Origin of the sequence: Kitasatospora sp. NPDC048286, assembly GCF_043201735.1 — a bacterium.
Taxonomy (GTDB): domain Bacteria; phylum Actinomycetota; class Actinomycetes; order Streptomycetales; family Streptomycetaceae; genus Kitasatospora.
The window spans coordinates 1-24,226 of record NZ_JBICZE010000012.1 but is presented as its reverse complement, the minus strand read 5'-3'; the positions used below and the strand labels follow the sequence as shown (position 1 = coordinate 24,226).

Annotated in this window: 16 protein-coding genes and 2 pseudogenes; 10 read left to right on the top strand and 8 right to left on the bottom strand. The window is 72.0% G+C overall.

Annotated features, from left to right (window positions below; all coding sequences use genetic code 11):
- Positions 1 to 127: 127 nt before the first annotated feature.
- Positions 128 to 1,417, bottom strand: a complete 1,290-nt coding sequence (locus ACGF13_RS27090) for an ABC transporter substrate-binding protein (RefSeq protein WP_392879733.1) — start codon at positions 1,415 to 1,417, stop codon at positions 128 to 130.
- A gap of 212 nt (positions 1,418 to 1,629) precedes the next feature.
- Here ACGF13_RS27090 and ACGF13_RS27085 point away from each other — a divergent pair, with 212 nt between their 5' ends.
- From ACGF13_RS27085 to ACGF13_RS27070, 4 genes are all read left to right on the top strand, one after another.
- On the top strand, positions 1,630 to 2,739 hold the full coding sequence (locus tag ACGF13_RS27085) for a LacI family DNA-binding transcriptional regulator (protein ID WP_392879731.1): 1,110 nt from the start codon (positions 1,630 to 1,632) through the stop codon (positions 2,737 to 2,739).
- A 307-nt stretch (positions 2,740 to 3,046) separates the two neighbouring features.
- The gene (locus tag ACGF13_RS27080) at positions 3,047 to 5,491 is read left to right on the top strand and encodes a discoidin domain-containing protein (RefSeq protein ID WP_392879729.1); all 2,445 of its coding nucleotides are present in this window, start codon (positions 3,047 to 3,049) and stop codon (positions 5,489 to 5,491) included.
- A gap of 34 nt (positions 5,492 to 5,525) precedes the next feature.
- Entirely contained in the window at positions 5,526 to 9,785 is a 4,260-nt protein-coding gene (locus ACGF13_RS27075) for an NEW3 domain-containing protein (protein ID WP_392879726.1), read from the top strand.
- Positions 9,782 to 10,480 carry a hypothetical protein gene (locus ACGF13_RS27070; protein WP_392879724.1) on the top strand — a complete coding sequence of 233 codons (699 nt, stop codon included), beginning with the start codon at positions 9,782 to 9,784 and terminating at the stop codon, positions 10,478 to 10,480. Before ACGF13_RS27075 ends, ACGF13_RS27070 begins: the two co-directional genes overlap by 4 nt.
- Before the next feature lie 221 nt (positions 10,481 to 10,701).
- On the opposite strand, the gene ACGF13_RS27065 is transcribed toward ACGF13_RS27070, so the two are convergent.
- Both ACGF13_RS27065 and ACGF13_RS27060 read right to left on the bottom strand, forming a co-directional pair.
- On the bottom strand, positions 10,702 to 11,226 hold the full coding sequence (locus ACGF13_RS27065; RefSeq protein ID WP_392879722.1) for a DUF6879 family protein: 525 nt from the start codon (positions 11,224 to 11,226) through the stop codon (positions 10,702 to 10,704).
- Positions 11,227 to 11,395: 169 nt separating this feature from the next.
- Positions 11,396 to 12,127: a hypothetical protein gene (locus tag ACGF13_RS27060; protein ID WP_392879719.1), complete on the bottom strand. Its 732-nt coding sequence runs from the start codon at positions 12,125 to 12,127 to the stop codon at positions 11,396 to 11,398.
- A gap of 346 nt (positions 12,128 to 12,473) precedes the next feature.
- Between ACGF13_RS27060 and ACGF13_RS27055 the strand changes: the two genes are divergently transcribed.
- Together ACGF13_RS27055 and ACGF13_RS27050 are read left to right on the top strand one after the other, a co-directional pair.
- Positions 12,474 to 12,971 (top strand): hypothetical protein, encoded by a 498-nt coding sequence (locus tag ACGF13_RS27055; protein WP_392879717.1) that lies wholly within the window; start codon positions 12,474 to 12,476, stop codon positions 12,969 to 12,971.
- A 152-nt stretch (positions 12,972 to 13,123) separates the two neighbouring features.
- Positions 13,124 to 14,212: an alcohol dehydrogenase catalytic domain-containing protein gene (locus tag ACGF13_RS27050; protein ID WP_392879715.1), complete on the top strand. Its 1,089-nt coding sequence runs from the start codon at positions 13,124 to 13,126 to the stop codon at positions 14,210 to 14,212.
- Positions 14,213 to 14,262: 50 nt separating this feature from the next.
- Here ACGF13_RS27050 and ACGF13_RS27045 read toward each other — a convergent pair whose 3' ends face one another.
- Positions 14,263 to 14,943, bottom strand: a complete 681-nt coding sequence (locus ACGF13_RS27045; protein ID WP_392879712.1) for a DUF6368 family protein — start codon at positions 14,941 to 14,943, stop codon at positions 14,263 to 14,265.
- Between the two features lie 206 nt (positions 14,944 to 15,149).
- Here ACGF13_RS27045 and ACGF13_RS27040 point away from each other — a divergent pair, with 206 nt between their 5' ends.
- A complete protein-coding gene (locus ACGF13_RS27040; protein WP_392879709.1) occupies positions 15,150 to 15,686 on the top strand; it encodes a DUF1707 domain-containing protein in 537 nt (178 codons plus the stop codon).
- Here ACGF13_RS27040 and ACGF13_RS27035 read toward each other — a convergent pair.
- Positions 15,671 to 16,279 (bottom strand): hypothetical protein, encoded by a 609-nt coding sequence (locus tag ACGF13_RS27035; RefSeq protein ID WP_392880283.1) that lies wholly within the window; start codon positions 16,277 to 16,279, stop codon positions 15,671 to 15,673. The two genes, ACGF13_RS27040 and ACGF13_RS27035, sit on opposite strands and share 16 nt — an antisense overlap.
- Positions 16,271 to 17,335: pseudogene (locus ACGF13_RS27030) on the bottom strand (FAD-dependent monooxygenase); the annotation flags it as partial. The gene ACGF13_RS27035 and the pseudogene ACGF13_RS27030, both read right to left, overlap by 9 nt.
- A gap of 87 nt (positions 17,336 to 17,422) precedes the next feature.
- Here ACGF13_RS27030 and ACGF13_RS27025 point away from each other — a divergent pair.
- Positions 17,423 to 17,989, top strand: coding sequence for a CGNR zinc finger domain-containing protein (locus tag ACGF13_RS27025; RefSeq protein ID WP_392879706.1), 567 nt, complete (start codon positions 17,423 to 17,425; stop codon positions 17,987 to 17,989).
- A 345-nt stretch (positions 17,990 to 18,334) separates the two neighbouring features.
- Positions 18,335 to 18,700: a hypothetical protein gene (locus ACGF13_RS27020; protein WP_392879704.1), complete on the top strand. Its 366-nt coding sequence runs from the start codon at positions 18,335 to 18,337 to the stop codon at positions 18,698 to 18,700.
- A gap of 75 nt (positions 18,701 to 18,775) precedes the next feature.
- Here the strand turns inward: ACGF13_RS27020 and ACGF13_RS27015 are convergent, their stop codons facing one another.
- Together ACGF13_RS27015 and ACGF13_RS27010 are read right to left on the bottom strand one after the other, a co-directional pair.
- Positions 18,776 to 19,129, bottom strand: coding sequence for a hypothetical protein (locus ACGF13_RS27015; protein WP_392879701.1), 354 nt, complete (start codon positions 19,127 to 19,129; stop codon positions 18,776 to 18,778).
- A gap of 199 nt (positions 19,130 to 19,328) precedes the next feature.
- Positions 19,329 to 23,408, bottom strand: a complete 4,080-nt coding sequence (locus ACGF13_RS27010) for a polymorphic toxin-type HINT domain-containing protein (protein ID WP_392879698.1) — start codon at positions 23,406 to 23,408, stop codon at positions 19,329 to 19,331.
- Positions 23,409 to 23,897: 489 nt separating this feature from the next.
- Between ACGF13_RS27010 and ACGF13_RS27005 the strand changes: the two are divergent.
- Positions 23,898 to 24,226: pseudogene (locus ACGF13_RS27005) on the top strand (hypothetical protein); the annotation flags it as partial.

The window sequence follows — 24,226 nt, the reverse complement described above, 5'->3', positions numbered from 1 at the left end:
GGGTGGGGAGCGGCGGGTGTGGGGGAGACCCGCCGCTCGTCACCGGTTCGGGGTCGGGACGCGGCCCGGTGGGGTTGGGGCGCGGTGAGTTTGGGGCGCGGTGAGGGTTCGGTGGCGCCTGGTGGGATCAGCCCTTGAGCAGCTTGTTGCACTGTTCGACGGCGGTGTCCAGCGCCTGCTTGGAGCTGGTGTCGCCGCTGATGGCCAGGGCGAACTGCTGCTTGATGACGGTGCCCATCGCGTCGTCCACCTCGACCGGCTGGATCAGCTGGGCCTTGGCGAGCGAGGTGAAGGCGATCACCTTGGCGTCGCCCGCGTTGGTGCCGTCGCTCTTACTGAAGAACGGGTCGTTCGCGGAGGCCTTGGTGGACGGGAAGACGCTGGTCAGGTGGGCGAAGGCGGCCTGGTTCTCGGGGCTGGTGACCCAGCGGGCGAGGGCCACCGCGGCGGCCGGGTTCCTGGTGTTCTTCGGGATGGACAGACCCTGGACGTACAGCGGCGGGGTGGCCATCGCGGGGGAGGGGACGACCTTCGGGGCGAGGGTCGGGTTGTCGGTGGCGAGGCTGGTGATGAAGTTGCCGCCGCCGGTGGTCCAGGCCGCGGTGCCGGAGCTGAAGAGCTTGGAGTTGCCGGCGTAGGTGTCGGTGAGCACCCCGTTCGGCATCAGGCCCTCCTTGAAGGCGTCGCGGTACTTGTCGAGCAGCGCGGCGGCCTCGGGGGTGTTGAAGGTGAAGCTCCTGCCGTCGTCGGACATGATCTTCACGCCGATGTTGTACAGGTCGCCGATGCCCGGCTTGCGGCTCATCAGATAGGTCTGGCCGCCGGACTTCTCCTTCATCGTCCGGGCCTGGGCGATCAGCTCGTCCAGGTTGGCCGGCGGCTTGTGCGGGTCCAGGCCGTACTTCGTCAGGAGTTCCGAACTCCAGTAGTTCACATCGGTGTTGAGGTACCACGGGTAGCCGTAGGTGCCCGGGTGGCCGTTGAACCGGTAGGCGTCCACGCCGCCGGGGACGTACTCCTCGGCGAGCTTCGGATCGGCCTTGGCGACGTCCAGCAGGACGTCCTTCTTCGCCAACGGGAAGGCGAAGTCCGGCGGGAGGTTGACCACGTCGGGCAGGGTGCCGGCGGCGGCCTGGCTGAGCACCTTGTCGGAGTAGCCCTCGCCGGGCTGGTCGAGCCACTCGACCTCGACGCCGGGGTACTTCTTCTTGAAGCCGTCGATCACGCCCTGCATGTAGTCGGTGAACTTCGGCTTGAGCGCCCAGGTCTGGAGCGAGACCTTGCCCTTGACCTCGCCGGTGGCGGCCGCGCTCGCCACCGTGTCGCCGTCCTTGGTGTCGCCGGAGCCGAGTCCGCAGCCGGTGAGGGCGGCGGTGGCGAGCGCGGTCGTGGTCAGTGCCGCCCAGATTCTTCGCATGAGGGTCTCCCGGTCCTGGGGTGGGTGGGGGATCGTGCTGAGCTCGGGGGTGGTGCCGGATCTTGGGGGACGTGCCGGATCTCGGAGGTGCCGGAACACGGGGTGCCGGCTCGGGGAGGAGGATTCCGCAATCTGGCTAACTAAACCGGTCTAGCGATGCCTGGGACTATGCTCCCGCCTAAACTTGGCTGTCAAGAGAGGAGTCGGGTTCTGTGGGCAGACCGACGATCGCCGACATCGCCCGCCAGGCCGGTGTCTCCAAGGGCGCGGTGTCCTTCGCGCTCAACGGCCGCCCGGGCGTCAGCGAGGCGACCAGGGCCCGGATCCTGCGGGTCGCCGAGGAGATGAACTGGCGGCCGCACAGCGCCGCGCGGGCCCTCGGCGGAGCCAGGGCCGACGCCGTCGGCCTGGTGATCGCCCGGCCGGCCCGCACCATCGGCGTCGAGCCGTTCTTCAGCCAACTGCTGTCCGGGCTCCAGGCGGTGCTCTCGGCCGGCTCGGTCGCACTGCACCTGATGGTGGTCGAGGACACCGCCGCCGAGACGGAGGTCTACCGGCGCTGGGCGTCCGAGCACCGGGTGGACGGCTTCATCGTGGTCGACCTCCAGGTCAAGGACCCGCGGCTGCCGGTGCTGGACGAACTCGGGCTGCCCGCCGTGGTGCTGGGCGGGCCCGGCAAGGGCGGAAACCAGCTGCGGATCTGGGCCGACGACCGGGAGGCGATGCTCTCGATCGTCGACTACCTGGCCGCCATCGGGCACCGCCGGATCGCCCACCTCGCCGGGCTGCCGCACTTCCAGCACACCCAGCGGCGGATCCGCGCGCTGCGCGACGCCTCGCGCCGGCTCGGACTGGAGGAGGCGGTGTCGGTGCCCACCGACTTCAGCGACGCCGAGGGCGCGGCCGCCACCCGGACCCTGCTGTCCCGGGCCAGGCGGCCCACCGCGATCGTCTACGACAGCGACGTGATGGCCGTCGCCGGACTCGGTGTGGCGGGGGAGATGGGCGTCGCGGTGCCCGGCGAGCTGTCCATCGTCTCCTTCGACGACTCGGTGCTCGCCCGGATCGTCCACCCTCCGCTGACCGCGCTCAGCCGGGACACCTTCGCGCTCGGCGAGCAGGTCGCACGCAGCCTGCTGGCGGAGCTCGACGAGGCCGGTCCGGGGCGGGACCTGCAGATGCCCACGCCCCGGCTGACCGTACGGGAGTCCACCTCGCCGCCGGGGGTCGCGCCGGCCGGATTCCCGGCGGCTTCCCCGGCGGCTTCCCCCGCGGGCGTGGTCGCTGCGCACATCGTTGACAGCGGTTCTGAACCGGTTTAGCCTCGCAGCGCCGAGCGGGCGCCGCTCGGCGCGCTCCACCCGGGCGCGCTCCACCCGCGCACCCACCGCGCTCCGTCCGGCTCCCGCTGCCTGTCTCGCTCCGCGTCCGCTCCCTTCCGCTTCCGCGCGCTCGGGGAGTCAGGCCGCGGTGCGACTCCGACTCGGTCCCGACCCCGTTCCCAACCGGTCCCCGCTCGGCCCCGACTCCGACCCCACTCGATCCAGCACCGGCACGCCCGCATGCAGCCGGGCCCCCGTCCGCGACGGCGGGCCCGCCCACCCTCCTCCGCTCGATCGGAGCCCCCGCATGTCACGACGCCTCCCCCTGCTGCTCGGCGCCGCCCTCGCGGCGGCCACGCTGACCGCGACTCCCGCGGCCTGGGCCGGCCCGACACCGGCCGCGGCGCCCGCCGCCACCGCCACGTCGGGCACCCAGCCCTTCGCCTCGTACTGGTACCCCAACAGCATCCTGAACTGGGACCCGGCCACCGACCCGGACGCCCGCTTCAACCGCTCCCGCGTCCCGCTCCAGCCGCGCACCAGCGACCCGGCGTTGCGCGCCAACCCCAACGCCCGCACCGGCGAGGGCCGGATCGCCTCGCTGGTCTCCTTCGGCCCCACCTCCGACAACCCCTCCCAGGGCTCCGCCGACCCGAACTACTACGCCTTCGGCTACTGGCAGTACGTCGACAAGCTGGTGTTCTGGGGAGGCTCGGCCGGCGAGGGCCTGATCCTCGCCCCCAACCCGACCGTGATCGACGCCGCCCACCGCAACGGCGTCAAGGTGTACGGCACGGTCTTCTTCCCGCCCGGCGCGTACGGCGGCCAACTCCAGTGGGTGCGCGACTTCGTCCAGAAGTCCGGCAGTCGGTACCCCGTCGCCGACAAGCTCGTCCAGGCCGCGCAGTACTACGGCTTCGACGGCTGGTTCATCAACCAGGAGACGGGCGGCGGGGATTCGGCCCTGGCGGCCGAGGTGCGCAACCTGATGCAGTACACCAAGGCCCAGAGCGGCACCGAGTTCATGTGGTACGACGCGATGACCACCTCCGGTTCCGTCAACTGGCAGAACGCCCTCACCTCGGCCAACTCGCCCTTCCTCCAGGACGGTTCGAAGCGCACCTCGGACTCGATGTTCCTGAACTTCGGCTGGTCGTCGAGCGGCCTGAACTCCTCCCGGGCGCTGGCCCGCCAGCTCGGCCGCAGCGAGTACGAGCTCTACTCCGGCATCGACACCGAGGCCAACGGCTACAACACCGGGGTGAACTGGGCCTCCCTCTTCCCGTCCGGGCAGCCGCACACCACCTCGCTCGGGCTCTACCGCCCGGAGTGGACCTGGAAGTCCGCCACCGACCGCGCCGACTTCTACGCCAAGGACGCCCGCTACTGGGTCGGCGCCGCCAACGACCCGTCCAGGATCGACCTCTCGTCGAGCTGGCCCGGCCTGGCCGGCTACGTCGCCGAGTCCTCGCCGATCACCGCCAAGCCCTTCGTCACCACCTTCGACACCGGGCAGGGCGACTTCTACAACGCGGCCGGCACCCGGGTCGCCACCGGCGGCTGGAACAACCTCTCGCTCCAGGACGTCCCGCCCACCTACCGCTGGGTGGTCGAGTCGAGCGGCGCCGGACTCACCCCGTCCGTCGACTTCACCGACGCCTACCAGGGCGGATCCGCACTGCGGTTGAGCGGAAAGCTCGACGCCGCCAACACCGTGCGGCTGTACCAGACCAGGCTGCCGGTCGCCGCGGACACCAGGCTCGACCTCGTGGTCAAGACTCCGGCCGCCGGGCCCACCAAGCTCAAGGCCGCCGTCTCCTTCACCGACGCGCCGGGCACCTTCACCACGATCGACGTCGGCGCCAACTCCGGTACCGGCTGGGAGCGGCACACCCTCGACCTCTCCCCTTACGCGGGCCGCACCGTCGCCCAGATCGCCCTGCGAGTCGAGGGCAGCGACCCGGCCTACGACCTCAGGGTCGGCCAAATCGCCCTCTACGACGGCTCGGTGGAGAAACCGGCGGCACCGTCCGGCCTCACCGTCCTCGGCGCGAGCGACGTGACGCCCGGCGCCAGCCAGTCCCTGCGGCTGTCCTGGACGGCGGCGCCCGGCGGCAACGTGCACCACTACGAGGTCTACCGGCGCAACGCGGACGGCAGCCGCACCTTCCTCGGCGCCACACCCAACGACGCGTACTTCGTCGGGCGGCTGGACCGGGCCGGCGGCGAGAACGCCACCGCGCTGGACGTCGAGGCGGTCTCCACCACCTACGGACGCTCGGCCGCCACCTCCACCACGGTGAGCTGGAACGGCACCCCGCCGACCGCCACCAATCTGGCGCTGAACCGCCCGGCCACCGCCTCCGGCCAGTGCAACGCCAACGAGGGCCCGGCCAAGGCCGTCAACGGCAGCGTCGGCGGCGGGACCGGCGACAAGTGGTGCACCCTGACCTCCGCCAAGTGGTTGGAGGTGGACCTCGGTTCGGCGAGGAAGCTGTCGACCTTCGTGGTCAAGCACGCGGCGGCGGGCGGCGAGAGCGCCTCGTACAACACCCGTGACTTCACCATCCAGGTCCGGTCGGGCACGAGCGACCCCTGGACGACCGTCGCCGACGTCACCGGCAACACGGCCGGCACGACGAGTCACCCGGTGAACACCACCGCCCGCTACGTCCGGCTGGTGGTCACCACGCCCACCCAGACCAGCGACCCGGCCGCCCGCATCTACGAGTTCGAGGCCTGGGGCGCGTAGCCCTGTTCCGAAGAGTCCGAAGAGGAGGCACCCCGTGCCGGTCACCATCACCGCCGTCGAGAGCACCGACCTGTTCGTCGGGCCCGAGGACGCCCCGCGCCAAGTGCTGCGGGTGAGGCTGGAGGGCCCGGCCGCCCGGATCGCCGTCAGCGGCCAGGGCGTCCGCGGCGAGGCGACCGGCACGGGGCTGGTCGACGTCCCGCTGGAGATCGGCGGGGCCTCTCCCGGCGACCGGCTCGCCGTCACCGTCAGCGTCGAGGGTTCGTCCGTCGACGCCGTGGTGGACGTCGCCGAGCCCGGCTGGACCATGTTCCTGGTCTCGCACTTCCACTACGACCCGGTCTGGTGGAACACCCAGGCCGCCTACACCTCCCCCTGGGAACTGCTCTCCGCCGACGCCACCACCCGGCCGCTGTGGGAACGCAACGGCTTCGCCCTCGTCGACGCCCACCTGGACCTCGCCCTGCGGGACCCGGTGTACAAGTTCGTCCTCGCCGAAGTCGACTACCTGAAGCCGTACTTCGACCAGCACCCGGAACGCCGCGAGACACTGCGGCAGCTGCTGGAACGCGGCCAGGTCGAACTCGTCGGCGGCACCTACAACGAGCCGAACACCAACCTCACCGGCGCCGAGACCACCATCCGCAACATCGTCCTCGGCATCGGCTACCAGCGCGACATCCTCGGCGGCGACCCGCGAACCGCCTGGCAGCTCGACGTGTTCGGCCACGACCCGCAGTTCCCCGGCCACCTCGCCGCGGCCGGCCTCACCGGCAGCGCCTGGGCGCGCGGCCCGTTCCACCAGTGGGGCCCGATCCAGAAGAACTTCCGCGCGGCCAAGGACGACGCCCGGGTGATGCAGTTCCCGAGCGAGTTCGAGTGGATCGCCCCCGGCGGCGAGGGCGTGCTCACCCACTACATGCCGCACCACTACTCGGCCGGCTGGTGGATGGACTCCTCGCCCGACCTGGCCACCGCCGAACAGGCCGTCTACGAGCTGTACCGCAAGCTCAAGCCGGTCGGGGCGACGAAGAACCTGCTGCTGCCGGTCGGCACGGACTACACCCCACCGAACAAGTGGGTCACCGAGATCCACCGCTCCTGGGCCGCCAAGTACCTCTGGCCCCGCTTCGTCTGCGCCATCCCGCGCGACTTCCTCGACGCCGTCCGCGCCGAACTCGCCGCCACCGGACGGCGACCCAGCCCGCAGACCCGCGACATGAACCCGGTGTACACCGGCAAGGACGTCTCGTACATCGACACCAAGCAGGCCCAACGCGCCGGCGAGGTCGCGGCCGTGGATGCGGAGAAGCTCGCCGCGCTCGCGTCCGTCCACGGCCTCGGCCGCTACCCGGCCGCCGCGCTGGACAAGGTCTGGCGCCAACTCGCCTACGGAGCACACCACGACGCGATCACCGGCTCCGAGTCCGACCAGGTGTACCTGGACCTGCTCGGCGGCTGGCGGGAGGCGTACGACCTGGCGTCCGGCGTCCGGGACGCGGCACTGGACGCGCTCACGGCGCGGATCTCCACGGTGGGCTTCGGCTCCGCCGAGGGCGACGGCTCCGCCGGGCGCGAGGGTTCCGAGGTGGGCATCGGCTCCGCCCTGGGCGTCGGCTCCGCCGTGGTGGTGACCAACACGCTCTCCTTCGACCGGACCGACCTCGTGACAGTCGAACTGCCCGACGGCGTACGGTCGGTGCGGGTGCTGGACGACCGGGGCGAGCCGGTGCCCAGCGCCGTCGACCGGGGGACGCTGCGCTTCCTGGCCACCGACGTGCCCGCACTCGGCTGGCGCACCTGGCGGCTGGTGGAGGGCGTCGCGGAGCAGCCGTGGACGGCCGCCGCAGGTGTGACCATCGGGAACGACCGGTACCGCGCCACCGCCGACCCGGCGCGCGGCGGCGGCCTCACGTCGGTCCATGACCTCCTGCACCAGCGGGAGTTGATCCAGGACGGCCGGATCGGCAACGAGCTGCGAGTGTACGAGGAGTACCCGCAGCACCCCGACTTCGGCGAGGGCCCCTGGCACCTGGTGCCCAGCGGACCGGTGGTCGGCTCCGGGGACGCCCCGGCGTCGGTGCGCCGGGAGACCGGGCCGCTCGGCGAGCGCCTGGTGATCGAGGGCACGGTCGACTCCGTGCGGTACGAGCAGACCGTCACGCTCTGGCGCGGCCTCGACCAGGTCGACTGCCGCACCCGGGTGGTCGACCACTCCGGCGCCGACCGGCTGCTGCGACTGCGCTTCCCGGTGGACGTCCCCGGCGGGCTGCCCGTCAGTGAGGTCGCCGGCGCCGTCGTCGGGCGCGGCTTCGCGATGCCGGACGTGGACTCGGCGGAGGCGCCGTGGACGCTGGACAACCCGGCCAACACCTGGTTCGCGCTCGGCGCCACCGCGCGCGTCGACCTGATCGACCCGGCGGGAGTGGCGGCCGGCTCGCGCGCCCTCGGCGTGGCGGAGGTCGTCGTCCCCACTCTGGACGACGCGGCCGACGCCCGTCCGCTGGTGGTCGCCCTCGCCCGGGTCGGGGTCACCGCCACCACCTCGGCGGCGGACTGGGCGCGGTACGGGTGGCTGGACGTGGACTCCAACCTGCCGGACTTCCGGATCGTGGTCGGCCCGCCGGAAGTCAACCCGGTGGCACGGGAGTTGCTTTCGCTGGTGGGGGAGGAGTGCGCCGCCGCCCTGAAAGCGCACGGCGCGGTGTGGGTGCCGGCCCTCAGGCCGCTCACCGAGGTCTGGCGCCCGGACGCCGACCTGCGCGACCTGCGGGCGCTGCCGGCACTCGTCGTCTCCGACGTTGCGGCGCTGGTGGAGGACCTGGCCGACGCCCGGATCACCGCCGTCTGCCCGTCGACGGTTCCCGTCTCGGAGCAACTCGCGGACCACACCGTGGCGTTGCTGAGCTTCGGCCTGCCCGGCTTCGCGGTCGACACCACCGGAGCGCTGCACCTGTCGCTGATGCGCTCCTGCACCGGCTGGCCCTCCGGCGTCTGGATCGACCCACCCCGGCGCACCCTGCCCGACGGCGCGTCCTTCCAACTCCAGCACTGGACACATGAGTTCAGCTACGCACTGGTGGGTGGGAACGGCGACTGGCGGGACCAGACGCTGCCCGCCCAGGGCCAGGAGTTCAACCACCCCCTGTACGCCCGGATCGTCCCGGCACAGGAGGGGCCGCTGCCGGCCACCCTGTCCTGGCTGCGGGTCGAGCCGCAGCGGGAGGTGCTGCTGGGGGCGCTCAAGCCTTCGGGTAACCCGATCGCGCAGGGCTCGGTGGCCGAGGCCGGTCCCGAACTCGCCGTCCGCCTGGTCGAGTCGACCGGCCTCGGACGGTCGGTGCGACTCGGCGGCGCCCTCGGGCTGGGCGACGTCCGGGCCGCCGACCTGCTGGAACGGCCGCTACCCATCGACGGCCCCGCCCTCGACCTCGCCGGTTCGCAGATCGCCACCCTGCTCGCGACCCCGGCCGTCACCGCTCCGGCGGGTGAAGCGGACCTCGGCCCGGTGGCGGAGGCCGTCCAACCCGTCCACGCCCGCTACTGGCTCCACAACCGGGGCCCGGCACCGCTCGGCTACCTACCGGTGTCCGTCGGCGCCTCGCCCGGATTGCTGCGGACGGCGGGGGATTCGGTGACGATGTCGGTCGCCCTCTCCTCCCAGCTGCGGGACGCGGAGGTGGAGGGGACGGCCGTGGTGCTGCCCCCCGAAGGCTGGACGACCAGCCTCGGCAGCCGCCCGTACCGGCTCGAACCCGGAGGGCACCTGCGCTTCCCGGTCACCCTCACCCCGCCCGCCGGGGCCGAACCGGGGCTGTACTTCGCGGCCGTCCGGATCGAGCACGACGGCCAGCAGATCGAGGACGTCGTGACCATCGCCGTCGGCGACCTGCCCGGCGTCCTGCCCGTCCCCGGAGACACCCCCGAGGACTGGACGATCGCCCAGGGCACCAAGGCCACCACCGGCCGAGACACCGGCCTGGACGTCGCGGTGTCGCGTGAAACCCTGCGGGTCGTCCCCGGAGGCCGGAACTTCCTCGCCGTGACCCTCACCAACCGCACCCGCGGCGAGATCCGGGGCGAGCTGCAACTCGTCTCCCCGTGGGGCACTTGGCACACCATCGCCGAGCCCGTCCGCGGCTTCACCGTCGCGGCCGGCTCGACCACGACCGTCCAGTTCGATGTCACCGTCCCCGAATCCACCGACCCCGGCTCGTACTGGGCCCTCGCCAAGGTCATGTGGTTCGGCCGCTGCCAGTACGCCCCGACCGTCGCCCTGGTGGTGGAAGCATGACCACGCTCGGCCTCCTCGACGGACGGCCCATTTCCCGCGCGGCCCTCTATCACCGCCTCACCGCCCTCCGGAGCGGCCCACGCGCCACCGCCCTGCCACAGACCGGCAGTTCGGAGGACCGCCAACTCACCCGCTGGGTCGCCCAGGTGCTCCTGACCGAGGCCCTCTGCGAGGCGGTGGCCGCCGAACGCAAGCTGCCCGTCGTCTCCGACGGCCCCGTCCACCTCGACCACCAAGCCGCCGTCGAACTCGGCTCCATCACAGCGGCCGCCTTCGAGGGAAGCCCAGCCGTCCGCGCTGTCTACGAGTCCGTGACGGCCGACACCGAGCCCTCACCCACCGACATCGCCCACTACCGCGCCATGACCACCCGCGCGCAAGTCACCCGCTGGCGCCTCGCGCTCCCCGACGGCGAGCTGGAGGCCGACCCCGACACCCTTCCGCTGGCCCTCACCGAAGCCCTCCGCACAGCGCCAGAGGGCGAATGGGTCACCGTCGGCCCCTGGAAGGCCGCCCTCCTCGCCACCACAACACCGCTGGAGGAGGACGACCCCACCCCCGCCCTGCGCGACGCCGCCCGCCGCGCCGCCTTCGTCCGCTGGCTCGACCGAGAACGCGCCCAACGCCTCATGCTCGTCGAAGGATTGGAACACCCCGGCGACCCCGCCCAACCCGACAACCACCACCGCCACTGAGCAATCCACCGGCGCCCGTCGCGCCCGTCGCGCTCGCCTCGAGCGCGGCGGGCCGTCGGTGGTGAGCATCGTTCGCGCCTGGGATGCGCCTCTGGCCAAGGTGTGGTTCCAGTGCCGTGGCTCCACCCGGGCAGGGCGGCCAGGATCCTTCCGCCCGGCTTGACCTGGTGCAGCCAGAGGAGCGGAAAGCGGCGCCGTCCGGTACTTGCGTGCTCGCAGAGTCAGACGGTGAACTGCTCGTGGGGGATGCCCGCCGCCCACACGGCCTCGAACGCCGCGGAGCAGAGCGCCACCGCGGCCTCGTCCTCGGAGAAGGCGTGGCCGGCCCAGTCGCCGTCGCCCGTGAACCAGTGGAAGAGCACCAGCCGCTGGTCGATCAGCCAGAAGTCGTTGCCCGGGAGGGCGATGGTCGACGCCCGGCTCCGGGGGAGCCATCGGACCTGTTCGCCGGCCGCGAGGTTGACGGGGGTGACGGCGTGTTCGTACCTGATGTAGTCGGTCACGGGTTCCGAGACGATCCGGGCGCGGCGCATGACGACGCCCCGGGAGATCGCGTCCTCCACCAGGGGTATCCACGTGGGCCAGAACGACGCGTCGGGGTCGTTGTCCACCTCGCCGGTCCGCTTGAAGCGGTCGAAGGGTTCGACCTCGTCGCCGACCGCGTAGCTGTCGCGCATCTCCAGGTGCACGGCGGACCGGGTGGCGCCCCGCAGCAGTTCGGCGAAGTCCGGGGTGCTCTGTGCCATCACGGGCCTTCCTCGGGATCGGGGTCATCGTCGGCGGATGCGGACCCCATTCTCGCCTTCGGGATGCCGGTGGGGTGGCTTTCACTCGAAAGTGCCCGCCGTGCCGGGGGAGCGGCTCGGCGGGCGAAGTTGTCCGGCAGTAGGGGTAGTTCGACTCGATCGGCCGGGGTCAGTTGCGGATGAGGACCCAGGCGCCCAGGCCGCCGCAGTAGCTGCTGTTGTAGGTGCCGGTGTGGTAGCCGGCCGGGATCGGGGTGTACGGGCAGATCCACAGTCCGGGCCTGGCGAGCTGCAGGAACCAGGAGCCGAGGCCGCCGCAGCCGGGGTTCTGGTGGTTGGTGTTGATGTATCCGGGCCAGATCGGCGAACCCGCGCAGGTCCAGATGCCGTCCCGGGCGAGCTGCATGTACCAGGCGTCGATGTTGGCGCAGCCCATGCCGTTGGCGGCGTGGTTGGTGAGCACGTAGCCGGACGGGATCGGCGAGGTGCCGCAGGTCCACAGGCCGTCCGCGGGCAGCCGCATGTACCAGGAGTCGTAGCCGTCACAGCCGTTGGGCGTGTGGCCGGAGAGCACGTAGCCGGCGGGGATCGGGGAGGTGGCGCAGGTCCAGATGCCGTTCTGCACGGGCTGCTGGTACCACATGCCGGCGCCGTTGCAGCCGTTGTTCGTGTGCTGGGTGAGGACGTAGCCCGGGGTGACGGGGGCTCCGCGGCAGATCCAGCCGGCGGCGGCGAGCTGGGGGCTGGTGGCATCGGAAACGGAAACGGAAGCGGAAGCGGTGGTCGGCGCCGCGGTCGGCGCGGCGCTGGCCGTGCCGACCGAGACGCCGGTGAGGACGGCCACCATCAGGGCGATCACCCCTGCTGCGGAGGCGAGTCGGCTTCGGAGATTCGCTGTCAACGGGCGGTCCAGCAGTCTGCGACGTCGGTTGATCACTTCGCACCAGTCCAATCGGCAGGGTGTCCATTCGGCGCCGAACGGCGGTCGTGCGGCGCCGAGTTGTGGATCTGGAGTGACCCTAGCCGGGAACGTGAACCACCCGAATGTATTGGCATGGTCATATCCAAAGTTGGCCGGAAGCCGATCGAAGGCCCCCGCGCGGTTCCGATCCCCCGACGGAGTGAACCTGCCGGAGATGGGCCGCCCGTACGTCGGGGGAACGTCGAAGATCGGATGCCAGGAGTCGGGTGCCGTCCGGGACAGGACGGGACAGGACGGGCTCGGGCCCGGATCGGAAGGATGAGACGTGGACCGTACGGAACTGCTGCCGATGAGCGACCTGTGCCGGGAGCTGTACGGCCTGTCGGCCGCCACCCGGGAGGCCTTCCTCAACTACGGCAAGGCCCTGATGGTGATCGCCGGCGCCGACGGCGAGGTCAGCGAGCCGGAACTCGACTGGCTGATCGACCACCAGCGGCGCATGGGCGCACCGGAGGACGTCATCGAGCTCTACCGGGAGTTCGACTTCCGCTCGGCCGACCTCGACGACCTGCTGCCGGCCATCCGTACCGACGTGGAGACCTGGCAGGCCGCCCCGCACCTCGTGTACCACGCCATCAAGATGGCCGGCGCGGACGGCGTCTACGCGGAGGAGGAGCGGGCCCAGGTCCTCCGGGCGGCCCGGCTGATGGGCGTCCCCGACGACATCGTGCTGTCCCTCCACTCCCTGGTGGACATGGAGCAGGCGGTGCACGACCTGCGCGCCGCGCTCTTCCACGTCAGCAGCGCCCCGGACGTCGACTGACGCGTGTGGAGGTGGCCCGCGAGCGGCGGACTCGACGCGTCCACGGTCCCGACCGGCGGTGCGCGGACAAACGGTGGTGGACGTACGAAGCTGGTGGAACCGGCGGGTGCGCGCGGCGCCCCGCCTTACCCCGTACAGAAGGGTCTCCACTCATGGCTGCCTCCTCGCACTCCTCGTCCCCTTCCTCCCCTTCCTCGCCGTCCTCGTCCTCCTCCGGTTCCGACGGCCCGCAGCGTGCCGTGCGGGTCGCCGCTCCGGGCGCGGTGCCCGAGCTGTCCGAGGTGCCGGTCCGCGAGCCGGGGCCAGGGGCGGTGCGGATCGCCGTCGAGGCCTGCGGTGTCTGCCACTCCGACCTCCTGATCGCCGGTGGCGCCCTGCCCGGCACCACCTTCCCGGTCACCCCCGGCCACGAGATCGCCGGCCGCATCGACGCGCTCGGGGAAGGGGTGGAGGGCTGGAAGGTCGGCGACCGGGTGGCCGTCGGCTGGTACGGCGGCAGCTGCGGACACTGCGAGGCCTGCCGCTCGGGCGACGGCATCCACTGCCCCGAGCTGCAGGTCCCCGGCGCGGCCTACCCCGGCGGCTACGCCGACAGCGTCATCGCCCCGGCCATGGCGCTGGCCGCGATCCCCGACGAGCTGAGCGCCGCCGAGGCCGCCCCGCTGGCCTGCGCGGGGATCACCGTCTTCAACGCCCTGCGCCGCTCCGGCGCCCGGGCCGGTGACACCGTCGCCGTGCTGGGCCTGGGCGGACTGGGCCATCTGGGGGTCCAGTTCGCCCGCGCGATGGGCTTCCGCACCGTGGCCATCGCCCGCGGCGCGGAGAAGGAGCCGCTGGCCCACCAACTCGGCGCCGAGCACTACATCGACAGCACCGTCGGTGACGTCGCCCTGGCGCTGCGGGCCCTCGGCGGTGCGAAGGTGGTCCTGTCCACCGTCACCAACGCCGACGCCGTGTCCGCCACCGTCGACGGGCTCGGCCGGCGCGGCGAACTCATCGTCGTGGGCGTCTCGACCGACGGCATTGCGGTCAGCCCGCTGCAGCTGATCACCGGCGACCGCAAGGTCTACGGCCACTCCTCGGGCACCGCCGTCGACACCGAGGCCACGCTGCGCTTCGCGGCCCTCAGCGGCGTGCGGGCGTGGATCGAGGAAGTGCCGCTGGAGGAGGCCGCCGCCGCGGTGGACAAGATGACCAGCGGCCGGGCCCGCTTCCGCATGGTCCTCACCACCGGCCGCTGAGCGTTGGGCCTGGGAGGGGCTGGGCCGAACGGCCGGGGCCGGGATTCCGACTACTTGACCAGCCGGAATCCCGGCCGTCCGGCCCAGGCACGCAGGAACTCGGCCGTCACCAGGGCCGTGTCCCACCCGTCGTCGGCGACACCCAGGAGCCCCGGGATACCGGCGACCGCCGCCGCCTGACCGGCCGCGAGTTCGGCCTTGCAGACCCCGCCGGTCACGTCCATGACGGCGGCGGTCAGCAGGGCCGTCGCGACATGGTCGATCCACCGGTTGCAGGCAGCACTGACGTTGACGGCCTGTACGGCCCGGAACCCGAGGATCGCCTCGATCTCGGGCTCGTCGGCGTGCTCGCCCTCGAAGACGTCCTCGTCACCGGCCCCTGCTCCCAACAGGTAGACGTCGAACGGCCGGCGCCAGTCCTCGCGCGCCGGATTGAAGCCCACCAACGCCGCGAGCCGCTCGTCCGTCGACCCCTCCTCCGTCGACCGCTCGTCTGTCGACCGCTCGTCTGTCGACCGCTCGCCGAGCAGCGGCAGCGGGTACGGCCGGCGCCAGTCCTCGTCCCGGGTGTCCTCGATGCCCAGCCGCTCCGCGGGCACGTGGGCGTCGTAGCAGGCCGGGCGGGTCTCCTCGAGCCGGCAGGACAGCCGCACCATCAGGGCGCGCAACTCCCGCAGCACGGCGGGGGAGACGGGCTCAGCGAGGTCGATGACCAAGGTAGGACCGGACATACGGGGAGCCTAGGGTGTCGACCGTCCGGCGGCCTCCGAATTCCGGTCGCCCTCGACGGCGGCCTCGGAAGAGCCGGCGCCGACCGAGCGGCATCCCGCCCGGGACTGGCCGAGGGGCGGAGGCGCCGTCCTGCGGGCTCTTCCCGTCCTCCCAAGTGGGCTTCCCCGCCCAGTGGTTCCGCCGCCAGGGGTACTAGAGTGGGACGGTGACAGCTCTGCCGGACAACCCGCCGATCAGCGATGCCGACCGTGACAGCGCCGTTGAGCGCCTGCAGGAGGCGTTCGCCGAAGGGCACATCTCACGCGAGGAGATGGACGAGCGTCTTCATCGGGTGCTCACCGCCGGGACGCGCGCCGACCTCGCGGCGCCCCTGGCCTCGCTGCCCGAGGTGAACCCGGAATCCGCCCCCACCCTGGCCGCCGCCACCGGGCGGCTGGTGCGCCGCGGCCCCTGGCGGGTCCCTCGTGCCTTCAAGGTGGTGTCGGCCTTCGGGCGGGTGCGTCTGGACCTGTCGAAGGCGGTCATCGAACACCCCGTGATCGACATCGAGTTGGGGCTCGGCACCGGTGGCGCCAAGATCACCGTCCCCTGTGACGCCGTCGTCGACATCGACGGCCTCCAGGGCGGCTGGAAGGACGTGCGCTACACCCCGCCCCGCCGTTCCCACCTCGGCAGTCCGGTGATCCGGATCACCGGCACCACCGGCTTCGGTCGACTCAGGATCCGTCACGCCAGGCGCTGAGCGGAATCGGCGGATGGGTAGTGACCGGCGTCCTGGGCAGCAGGCCCAGCGGACAGTACGCGCCGCAGGGCGGCGATCAACTGTCCATCGCCCGCGTCCGGTTGGGGTGCCCGCCAGGCGATGTGGCCGTCCGGCCGGACGAGGACGGCTCCGGTCGAAGGGATGCCGGTCGCCTCGGACAGGCCGGGCAGCGGCACCGTGCGCACGGTGACCGGCAGCCCCGCCGCCGTGGCGGCGGCCGCCTGCCGCCGCCAGGCCTCCGCCCCCGTGGTGGTGAACAGCGTGAAGCCCGGCCCGACCAGGTCCAGCATGGAGGCGGCGCCGGCCCGGTTGCCGAGCCGCAGGTGGGGGAGCCGGGTGCCGGGTGCGGCCTCGGGGTGGTCGCCGTCCGGGTCCAGGGGCGACCGTTCCGGGATGTCCGGAGTATGCAAAGCGGCCGGGGCGTCCGGATCGGCGGGGGCGTCCGGATCGGCCGGATCGGCGAGGACCGCCGTCGAGCGGTAGGCGGCGGTCAGCAGCAGCTCGTCGTCGATCCGATAGCCGCCGCGGGCGCGGGAGTTGGCGAGCGAGATGTCGATGACCTGCCGGGCCACCGGTCGGCGCTCGGCCTCGTAGCTGTCCAGCAGCGCTTCGCCCGCCGTCCCGGCCGTGACCGCCGCGAGTTTCCAGGCCAGGTTGTCCGCGTCGCCGATGCCAGCGTTCATGCCGTGTCCGCCGGTCGGCGGCACCACGTGGGCGGCGTCGCCCGCGAGCAGCACCCGCGCGCGGCGCTAGGTCTCGGCGAGGCGGGCGTCCATCCGCCAGGTCATGGTGTCCTGGACGGTGACCGCCAGCTCGGGCAGCCCGGCGGCCTCCCGGACCAGCCGGGTGAGCGCCTGGTGGTCGGCCAACAGGGCGGCGGTGTCCGCGTGTTCGGGGTCGTACGGGTACTGGTAGATCCACCGCCGGTCGTTGTCGACGGCCAGGAACCCGCCACGGCCCGGTGCGGTGAGGAAGTACGAGGCGCTGGCACGGTCGGCCACCACCTCGCCGAGCGGTGCCTCGAAGCGGATGCTGAGGAAGTGGCCGAGGCCGGTCGGCCCCGCCATCGCGATCCCGGACGCCTCGCGGACGGTGCTCGACGCGCCGTCGCAGCCGACCAGCCAGTCGGCGCGCACGGTGTGGCGCTCGCCGGTGGCCCGGTCCTCCAGCACGGCCCGGACGTGTCCGTCCTGCGGGGTGAGGGAGATCAGGCGAGTGTCGAACAGAACGCTGTCTGGGGCGAGTTGGCGGGCCCGCCGGAGCAGGACGGCCTCCAGGGCGTCCTGCGAGCAGATCAGCCCGGGCGACGGCGTGCGTTCCGGTCCCTCAGCCGCGCCGCTCGCCACACCGGTGCGGACGAAGTCCGGGTCGACGAGGTCGCGGCCCCGGTAGAAGAACACCTGGGCGGCCGGGAGCCCGGCCGCCCGGACCTCCTCCTCCAGCCCGCACCGCCGGAAGATCTCCATCGAACGCGCCGACACCCCACGGGCCTTGGGATGGCGCGAGGTGCCCGGGTGCGCCTCGACGAGCAGGTGCGGCACGCCGTGGCCGGACAGCAGGACGGACAGGGTCAGGCCGACGGGGCCTCCACCGACGACGAGCACGGGCGTGGTCTCGGGGAATCGCATACCACCCACTCCTCAGTAACGCCTACCAAGTCATTTTGACGTTACCATGGCCTGGACGGCATCCCCCCGACCATTCGAGGCGACCCCATGGCCCAGCCCCAACCCCGCTCCCGAGACGACGGGAACGACGGCAACCCCCGCGGCCTCCACTTCCTCACCGAACTCGCGAACACCGTCCGCGAGGACCCCGACGCGGGCGCCGCCGACCTCCAGGCCGTCCTGGACCGCCACGGCGGCCCGCCCTTCCGGCTCACCGACGCCGACGCCCGCGAACTGCGCCGAGCCACCGCCGAGGTGATCGCCGTCCTCGACACCGACGACCCGGACCGGGCCGCCGAGCTGATCAACGCCCTGCTCGACCGCCATCCGGCCAGCCCCCGCCTGGTCCGCCTCCCCGGCCGGCCCTGGTCCCTGCACACCCGCGCCCCCGCCGACGCCGGCCTCACCCACTGGCTGCTCTCCACCGCCGCCCTCGCCCTCGGCCTGTGGCTCAGCGAACGCGGCGGCTGCGCCTGGGGCCGCTGCGCCGCCCCGGGCTGCGAACGCTTCTTCATCGACACCGGCCGCCGTACCCCGCAGCGCTACTGCACCCCGCGCTGCGCCACCCGCGTCCGCGTCGCCGCCCACCGGGCGCAGAAGGCCGACCGGCCGTGAGGCAATCGCCGGCCTCCACACCGGCCTCCACACCGGACGCCGCACCGAACTCGGGGCCGAAGCTCGTGCATCCGGGCGATCGTCCGGCCCACCCCCATGGTGCGGGACGTACCCCTTGGGTCACCCGGGCCGCCCCGGTGCCCCAGAGGTGGCATACCACCATCCACGCTCAACTCGCTTGTTGACGACGGTCGTTCGAATACGTCACGCTCGATGAACCGCCGAGGCCGGGCCGTCGCCCGGGGCCATCCGGCCGCCACGCGCGCCGTACGCCGCGTGGTGTGCCGCGCCACCCCGCCGCCCCGGCCCGGATGTCCACCGTGCACCCCGTGTGGAGGTACCGCCATGTCCAAGCGCCGTCTCGCCGTCCACGGAGCCGCCGTCGCCGCTCTGACCCTCGCCTCCCTGCTCCTCCCGGCCACGGCCGCCCACGCCGCGCCGCCCGCCGACTCCTGCACCCAGAACTGGAGCATCAGCTCCGGCGAGGGCTACGCGAACGGCAAGTGGTGCAACTACAACACCAAGGTCGTCGGCACGGTCCACGACACCAAGGCGGACGGCCGCTGTCCCTACGTGCGCGGCGCCCTCTCCAGCGGCGGCTACGTCGACAGCGACTGGGCCGGCGGCAAGGGCAAGTCCCGCGCCATCACCCTCCACGCCCCCTCGGGCGCCCACTTCACCAGCGTCGGCATGCGCTACATCGGCTGCTGACCCCCGGCCGCGGGCGGCCGCGGATCCCCCCGCCGCCCGCGGATCCCCTGCGGTCCCCTCTCCGCCGCCGCGCCCCTATTTCACCGCCCGAAACGGCGAGAAGTGCGACGGTGCGTCAAGCCACTCGTGATCCACGTTCCATTGGCAGTGGGTCGCGATCACGTAACCGGCGCCCGAGTTCAGGACGAACAGTTCCTTGGGGGCGGGAGGGAGGGCGATGCCGAACTCGCGCGATTCTTCCGGCGTCTCGATCCGGTCGATCGACAGGCTCGACATGTCCGCCGAGATGCTCATGTGGTGGACATTGCTGAAGAGGACCTCGATGCGCTCGTCGCCGTCGAACCTCGGCGCGCTTCGGAGGAGGAGCCTGGAGTAGCTGAACCCGTAGGCCCAGATCCTGAACTCGCGGTCCCACTCGATCAGACGCATGAACTTCCCCATTCGATGGAAAACACAGGATTCGGTACGTCAGGCCTTCGCGGACGTGACGCAACGGCCGAGAGGCCCCTTCCCGGCAGCATTGGCCGCGACAGAAGGGACCTCTCGGTCGACGTTAGCCGATTCGACGGCTGAACCGACTAGTCGCCGTCGGTACGCCCCCGGTGGAACGTGACGGCCGGCTTCCGGGTCATCCGGCGGCCCGAAGGGCGTTGAAGTCGGGCAGGGTCAGTGAGACGTCCTTGCCCTGCCACCGGAACGTGATCGATTCCCATGACCGGTTGCCCAGCCTGACGGCCTCTCCGAGGATGTTCATCTCCCGCTGGGTCGTGATGTAGCTCTTGTCGATGCGGCCTTCCCTGTAGAAGTCCTCGAAGAGCTCCTGCGGCGTTCCGGGCTTTCCGTTGGACATCCTGAAGCCGTCGAGGACGACGTAGATCCGACGACCGGGCTGCTCGTTGGCGACGTCCCGGACGGCTGCCAGCGCGCCCTCCTGTGTCTTGTCGAGGAAGTGCTCGTACCGGTTGCTGTCCGCGAAGTTGCGGAGATCGCCCTCCTTCTGGATCCCCAGTGCGACCCCGCAGACCTCGGCGTTGTGCACCAGGACCGGCGTCTCGCCGGCGAGGACGTAGTAGGTGTGGAGGTCGTCGACGGTGAGGTTGTAGGCGGGCTGGAGGGTGTTCCAGTGCCGGACGCTCTCGATGCGCTGGGGCTGGCCGGCCGGGTCGCGCAGTTCGTCGCCGGTCTTGAGGTCGGCGGCGTCGATCCACTGCTTCTGGTTCTCGGACCAGAAGGGGTGGTGGTCGGTGCTGGTCAGGGACTGCCCGGTGCCCAGGGAGACGTCGGTGAAGTCACGGTCGTCCGGGGTGTAGATCGTCGCGCTGACGCGGCGCGGCGCCGTCAGTCCGGTTGCGGGATCGGTGGCGAGGACCTCGTCGCCCGCCTTGACGGTCTCGATCGGACGGGTGGAGCCGTCGCCCATGAGGACGCGGGTGCCGGCCGGGAAGCTGTTGACGGGGCACGACTTGGGGAGCCGGCCGACCAGCTTCTTGATGAACTCGGCGGCCTTCTCGCCCCAGGGGCCGAACTTCTTGGCCCACTGCGCGAACTTGGCGACGGCGGCGCCGTCTCCGACGAGGGGAATCGCCGCGATGCAGGAGAGGTAGGCGTCCTGGGTCCGGCCCTCGATGGCGTAGTAGGCGCAGTTGACGAGGTCGGCGATGTCGGCGAGGCCGGGCGCGATGACACCACCGGCGCCGCCGATGACGTCGAGGGTGAGGTGGACGCTTTCGGAGAACAGACGGTAGACAGCGTTGATGTTGTCGTTGTCCTCCTTCTGCTTCTTGAGCTCCTCCTCCAGCGCCGCGATCGTTTCCTGCTTCTGCTTGGCCTCCCTGGCCTGCTTCTCGGCCTCCTTGCGCTCTTCCGCGATCCTGGCGAGCCGGGCCTTCTCCTCGGCTTCGTACTTGGTCTGGTAGCTGGCAAAGGCCTCGATCCGGGACTGCTCCGCAGCTGTCGCGTCCTTGCCGGCCGCCTCCGCGGAGGCCCGGGCGGCGTTCGCGGCGCCGTAGGCATTCGATGCCGCGAACCGTGCCTCGCCGGCGGAGTGTTCCGCCTGCCTGGCGGAGTACATCGCGGCAGCGGCGTCGCGGTTGGCGGAGGCCTTGGCGGTGTTCGCGGCCTTCGCGGCGGAGGTGGCCTTGGCCGCGGCGGCCTGGGCGGCGTCGGCGGCGGCCTGGGCCTTGGCGACGTGGTCGGCGGCGGTGTCGGCCGACGCCTTGGCCGCGGCCTCGTAGCCCCTGGCCTCGTCGGCGATGCCACGGGCGTAGGCGGCGGCGGCCTGGGCCGTGGCCGCGTTCTTCTGTGCCGTCGCGGATGCGGCGGTGGCTTCGGCGATCAGGCCCTTGACGTCGGCGACGTGGACGGCGGTGAGCCGGTCCTTCTGTTGGGCGGTGAACTGACCCTCGGCCACGAAGGCGCGCAGCTTGAGTACCGGGCCTTCGAGGGCGATCCTGGCTGCGGCCTTGAGCTCGGGCTCGGTGGTCGGGGAGTCCTCGAGCCGGGTGGCGGTGAGGCGGTCGTCGGTGGCCTGCGCGTCGGCCAGGGCCGTGCCGAGGAAGTCCCGCAGGGCCGTGGGGGTGTTGGTCCGCAGTGCGGCGTCGGCGGCAGCCTTGACGGCGGGGCCGGCCTTGTCGCTGAGACGGGTGATCGTCAGCCGGTTGTCGGGGGCCGCGGCCTCGTACTGCCCGCTGTCCAGGAACGCACTGACCTGGTCCGCACCACCCTGGAGCGCGGTGTACGCGGCCGTGCGGACCGCGTCGTTCTCGTCGTCCTCGTAGATCTGCGCGGCGTGTTCGCGGGCGTCCCGTGCTTCGGCCGCCCGGCGTTCGGTCTTGAGGTAGCTGAGGACGGCGATGTCATTGCCGGACAGGGCCGCCTGGGCCGCAGCAGCTCCCCAGGAGCCGGAAATCTTCCGGGAGAGGATGGCGAGCTTGCGGCCGTCGGTGGCGACCCGCTCCGGGGTGGTGCCGGGCTGGTTGGCCAGCTGGGCGAGGCGGTCGGACTCGGTCCTGGCCTTCTGGACCTCCTGGGCGGCCTGGTTGGTCTGCTCCTGCTTCGCCGTCTCGTCGGCCTTGGCCTGGCGGGCCTTCTCCACGGCGGCCGCGGTGCGGTTGGCGAGGTCTTCGGCCTCGGTGCGGCGGGCCAGGTCCTGGACGTCGTTGGCCTGGTTGACCGCCTTCTGGGCTTCCGTGGCGTAGCCGGAGGCGGCGTTCGCGTGGTTGGTCGACTCCTGCGCGGCGTTGGAGCTCTGGCCTGCGTGGTCGGCGGCGTCCCGGGCGGCCTGGGCCGCCGCAGTGGCGTGTTGGCCCGCGGTCTTCAGCAGCTCTGCGGCGGCCGCGGCCTGCGTCGAGGCTTCGGTGGCGAACTGCTGGGAGGCGGCGGCGGCACGGCCGGCCTCGGCGGCCTGGCGGCGCGTCGCCGCCGCGGCCTGCTTGGCCTTGGCCGACTGGCCGCCGGCGCTGGCCGCGTAGGCACCCGCCTGCTCGGCGGATCCCGCCGCGGCATCCGCGTTGCCCTTGGCGCTCAGCGCGGCGCCCGCCGCGTCCTTGCCGTTCCTGGCGGCCTCGTTCGCGTGACCGAGCGTCGTGTTCGCTTCCGCGGCCAGCTTCGCCGCAGCTGTGGCGGCATCGGCGGCGACCCGCGCTTCGTGCGCCTTCGTCGCGTCGCCGGCGGCCCCGGCCGCGGCGGTTTCGGCATCGGCTGCGGCCCGCTGGGCCCCGGCCGCGGCGGCAGCGGCGTTCGACGCCGCGTAGGCGGCGGCCCGTGCGCCCGCGTTGGCGGCCCTGGCGGCCGACATCGCGGTTTGCGCCGCGGCACCCGCGCGCTCGGCCGCCGTCGCGGCCTTGTTCGCCGCCTCGGTCGCCTTGGCCGCGTCATTGCCGGCCTGCTGTGTCTCGGACGCGGCCAGTGCGGCGGCCTCCATGGCCTTCTGCGCCTCGTAGACCGCCTTGTCCTTGGCGTCGATGGCCGCGGCCGTCTCCTGGGCCGCCTGCGCGCCCGCTTCCTTCGCCTGCTGGACCAGCTGCGCGATGCTCGCGCGCTCCAGGTCACGGTTCTGCGCGATGTACTGACCGACCGCGAGGAAGTCGCGGACGTCCTCGACCGACCCGTTCAACGCCGCACGAGCCGCCGCCTGGGTGTTGGCGCCGCCCGCGCTCAGGATCTGGACCAGCTTGACCCGGTCGTCCGCGTCCTTGGCGGCGAACTGGCCCTCGGTCAGGAACCGCTGCAGGTCGTCACTGCTGTTGCTGCGCAGCGCGGCGTCGCCGGCCGCCTGGATGCCGCGGCCGGCGCCCATCGCCGGGTCGGTGAGCCGGGTGATCCACAGTCGCCGGTCCGCGTCCAGCGCCGCCTGCCAGCCGCCTTGCAGGAAGGTGTGCAGCTGGTCGGGGGTGCCGCCGATGGCCTTGTCCACGGCCTCGCGGACCTTGGGCCCGCCCAGGCTCTCGATCTGGGTGGCAGCCAGCAGGTCGTCCAGGTGTTGGGCGCCGGCGAGGTCGTTGTCCAGGAACCGCTTGACGTCCTGGTCGGAGCCTGCCAGCGCGGTCTCGGCGAGCTGGTGTACGCGGGGACCGCCGCTGAGCCAGGCCTGTACGGTGCGCTCGCGCTCGCTCAGCTGGACCCCGTCGTCGGTCGGCTCGACGGCGACCGCGTTCGGGATACCGGCCCCCACCAGACCGGCGGTCAGGGCGAGGGGTAGCAGGCTCAAGGAGAGCTTGCCCAGCAGCGGCGGCCTCCCCCTCCTCCGCCGTCGTGAGCGGGATATCGATAGGCGCACGGGAAACCTCCACTGTCGAGTCGGCCGAATCACGGCCGCAGCGGAGCCTACGACAAATGACACTGCGACAGAACGCCTACGAAGTCCGATTGTTGCGGGCAGAGAAGGCACCGTGAGATCCACGATCACGGGCATAGGCCTGCAAATGCAGCGCATCGCCAAGAACTCCTTATTGCCTTCGAAAGCATGACATCTCGCCCCATCTGACCATGGAAATAGTTGTCGAGACGTCAGTTCATCTGCTTCGATGGGTCGGATTCCACTGCCGTCGACATTGGCGGCAATGCGACCGGCGAAGGCATTTCCATCGACATTGACGCTTCGTCACTACCAGTCGGTTCGCCTGTCATACGGGCTGGTTCGTACCAATCCGTGGATCCGCCCTCCGGGGCAACACCAGATGAACGAAAAGGATTAGGCATGGCAAAGCACGTGTCCCGCTGGCTCGTTGGCGGCACCATCGCTCTGGCCGCGACGCTGGGCGCCACCGCGCTCGCCTCCGCCGACGGCGCCCCCGCGGACAACTCGACCGCGCCGGTGGCCGTCGAGGACTTCAACCACCCGGGCCCGGCGCCGTACCCGAACGTCAAGCTGCTGCGTGGCGACGGCCACATCATGCTGTCCGACTGCGCCGTGGACAACCAGATCAGCGTGCTGAGCTTCGACCTGCCCAACAGCAGCGGCAACCAGATCTGCTTCCGCGCCACCAGCAGCACCGGCTACCTCGCCCTCGAGGTGCCCAACGTCTT

Bases quoted from the DNA above. Each gene is read 5' to 3' on its own strand.
- ACGF13_RS27090 (WP_392879733.1), bottom strand. From the start codon at position 1,417: ATGCGAAGAATCTGGGCGGCACTGACCACGACCGCGCTCGCCACCGCC.
- ACGF13_RS27080 (WP_392879729.1), top strand. From the start codon at position 3,047: ATGTCACGACGCCTCCCCCTGCTGCTCGGCGCCGCCCTCGCGGCGGCC.
- ACGF13_RS27070 (WP_392879724.1), top strand. From the start codon at position 9,782: ATGACCACGCTCGGCCTCCTCGACGGACGGCCCATTTCCCGCGCGGCC.
- ACGF13_RS27065 (WP_392879722.1), bottom strand. From the start codon at position 11,226: ATGGCACAGAGCACCCCGGACTTCGCCGAACTGCTGCGGGGCGCCACC.
- ACGF13_RS27050 (WP_392879715.1), top strand. From the start codon at position 13,124: ATGGCTGCCTCCTCGCACTCCTCGTCCCCTTCCTCCCCTTCCTCGCCG.
- ACGF13_RS27045 (WP_392879712.1), bottom strand. From the start codon at position 14,943: ATGTCCGGTCCTACCTTGGTCATCGACCTCGCTGAGCCCGTCTCCCCC.
- ACGF13_RS27025 (WP_392879706.1), top strand. From the start codon at position 17,423: ATGGCCCAGCCCCAACCCCGCTCCCGAGACGACGGGAACGACGGCAAC.
- ACGF13_RS27020 (WP_392879704.1), top strand. From the start codon at position 18,335: ATGTCCAAGCGCCGTCTCGCCGTCCACGGAGCCGCCGTCGCCGCTCTG.
- ACGF13_RS27015 (WP_392879701.1), bottom strand. From the start codon at position 19,129: ATGCGTCTGATCGAGTGGGACCGCGAGTTCAGGATCTGGGCCTACGGG.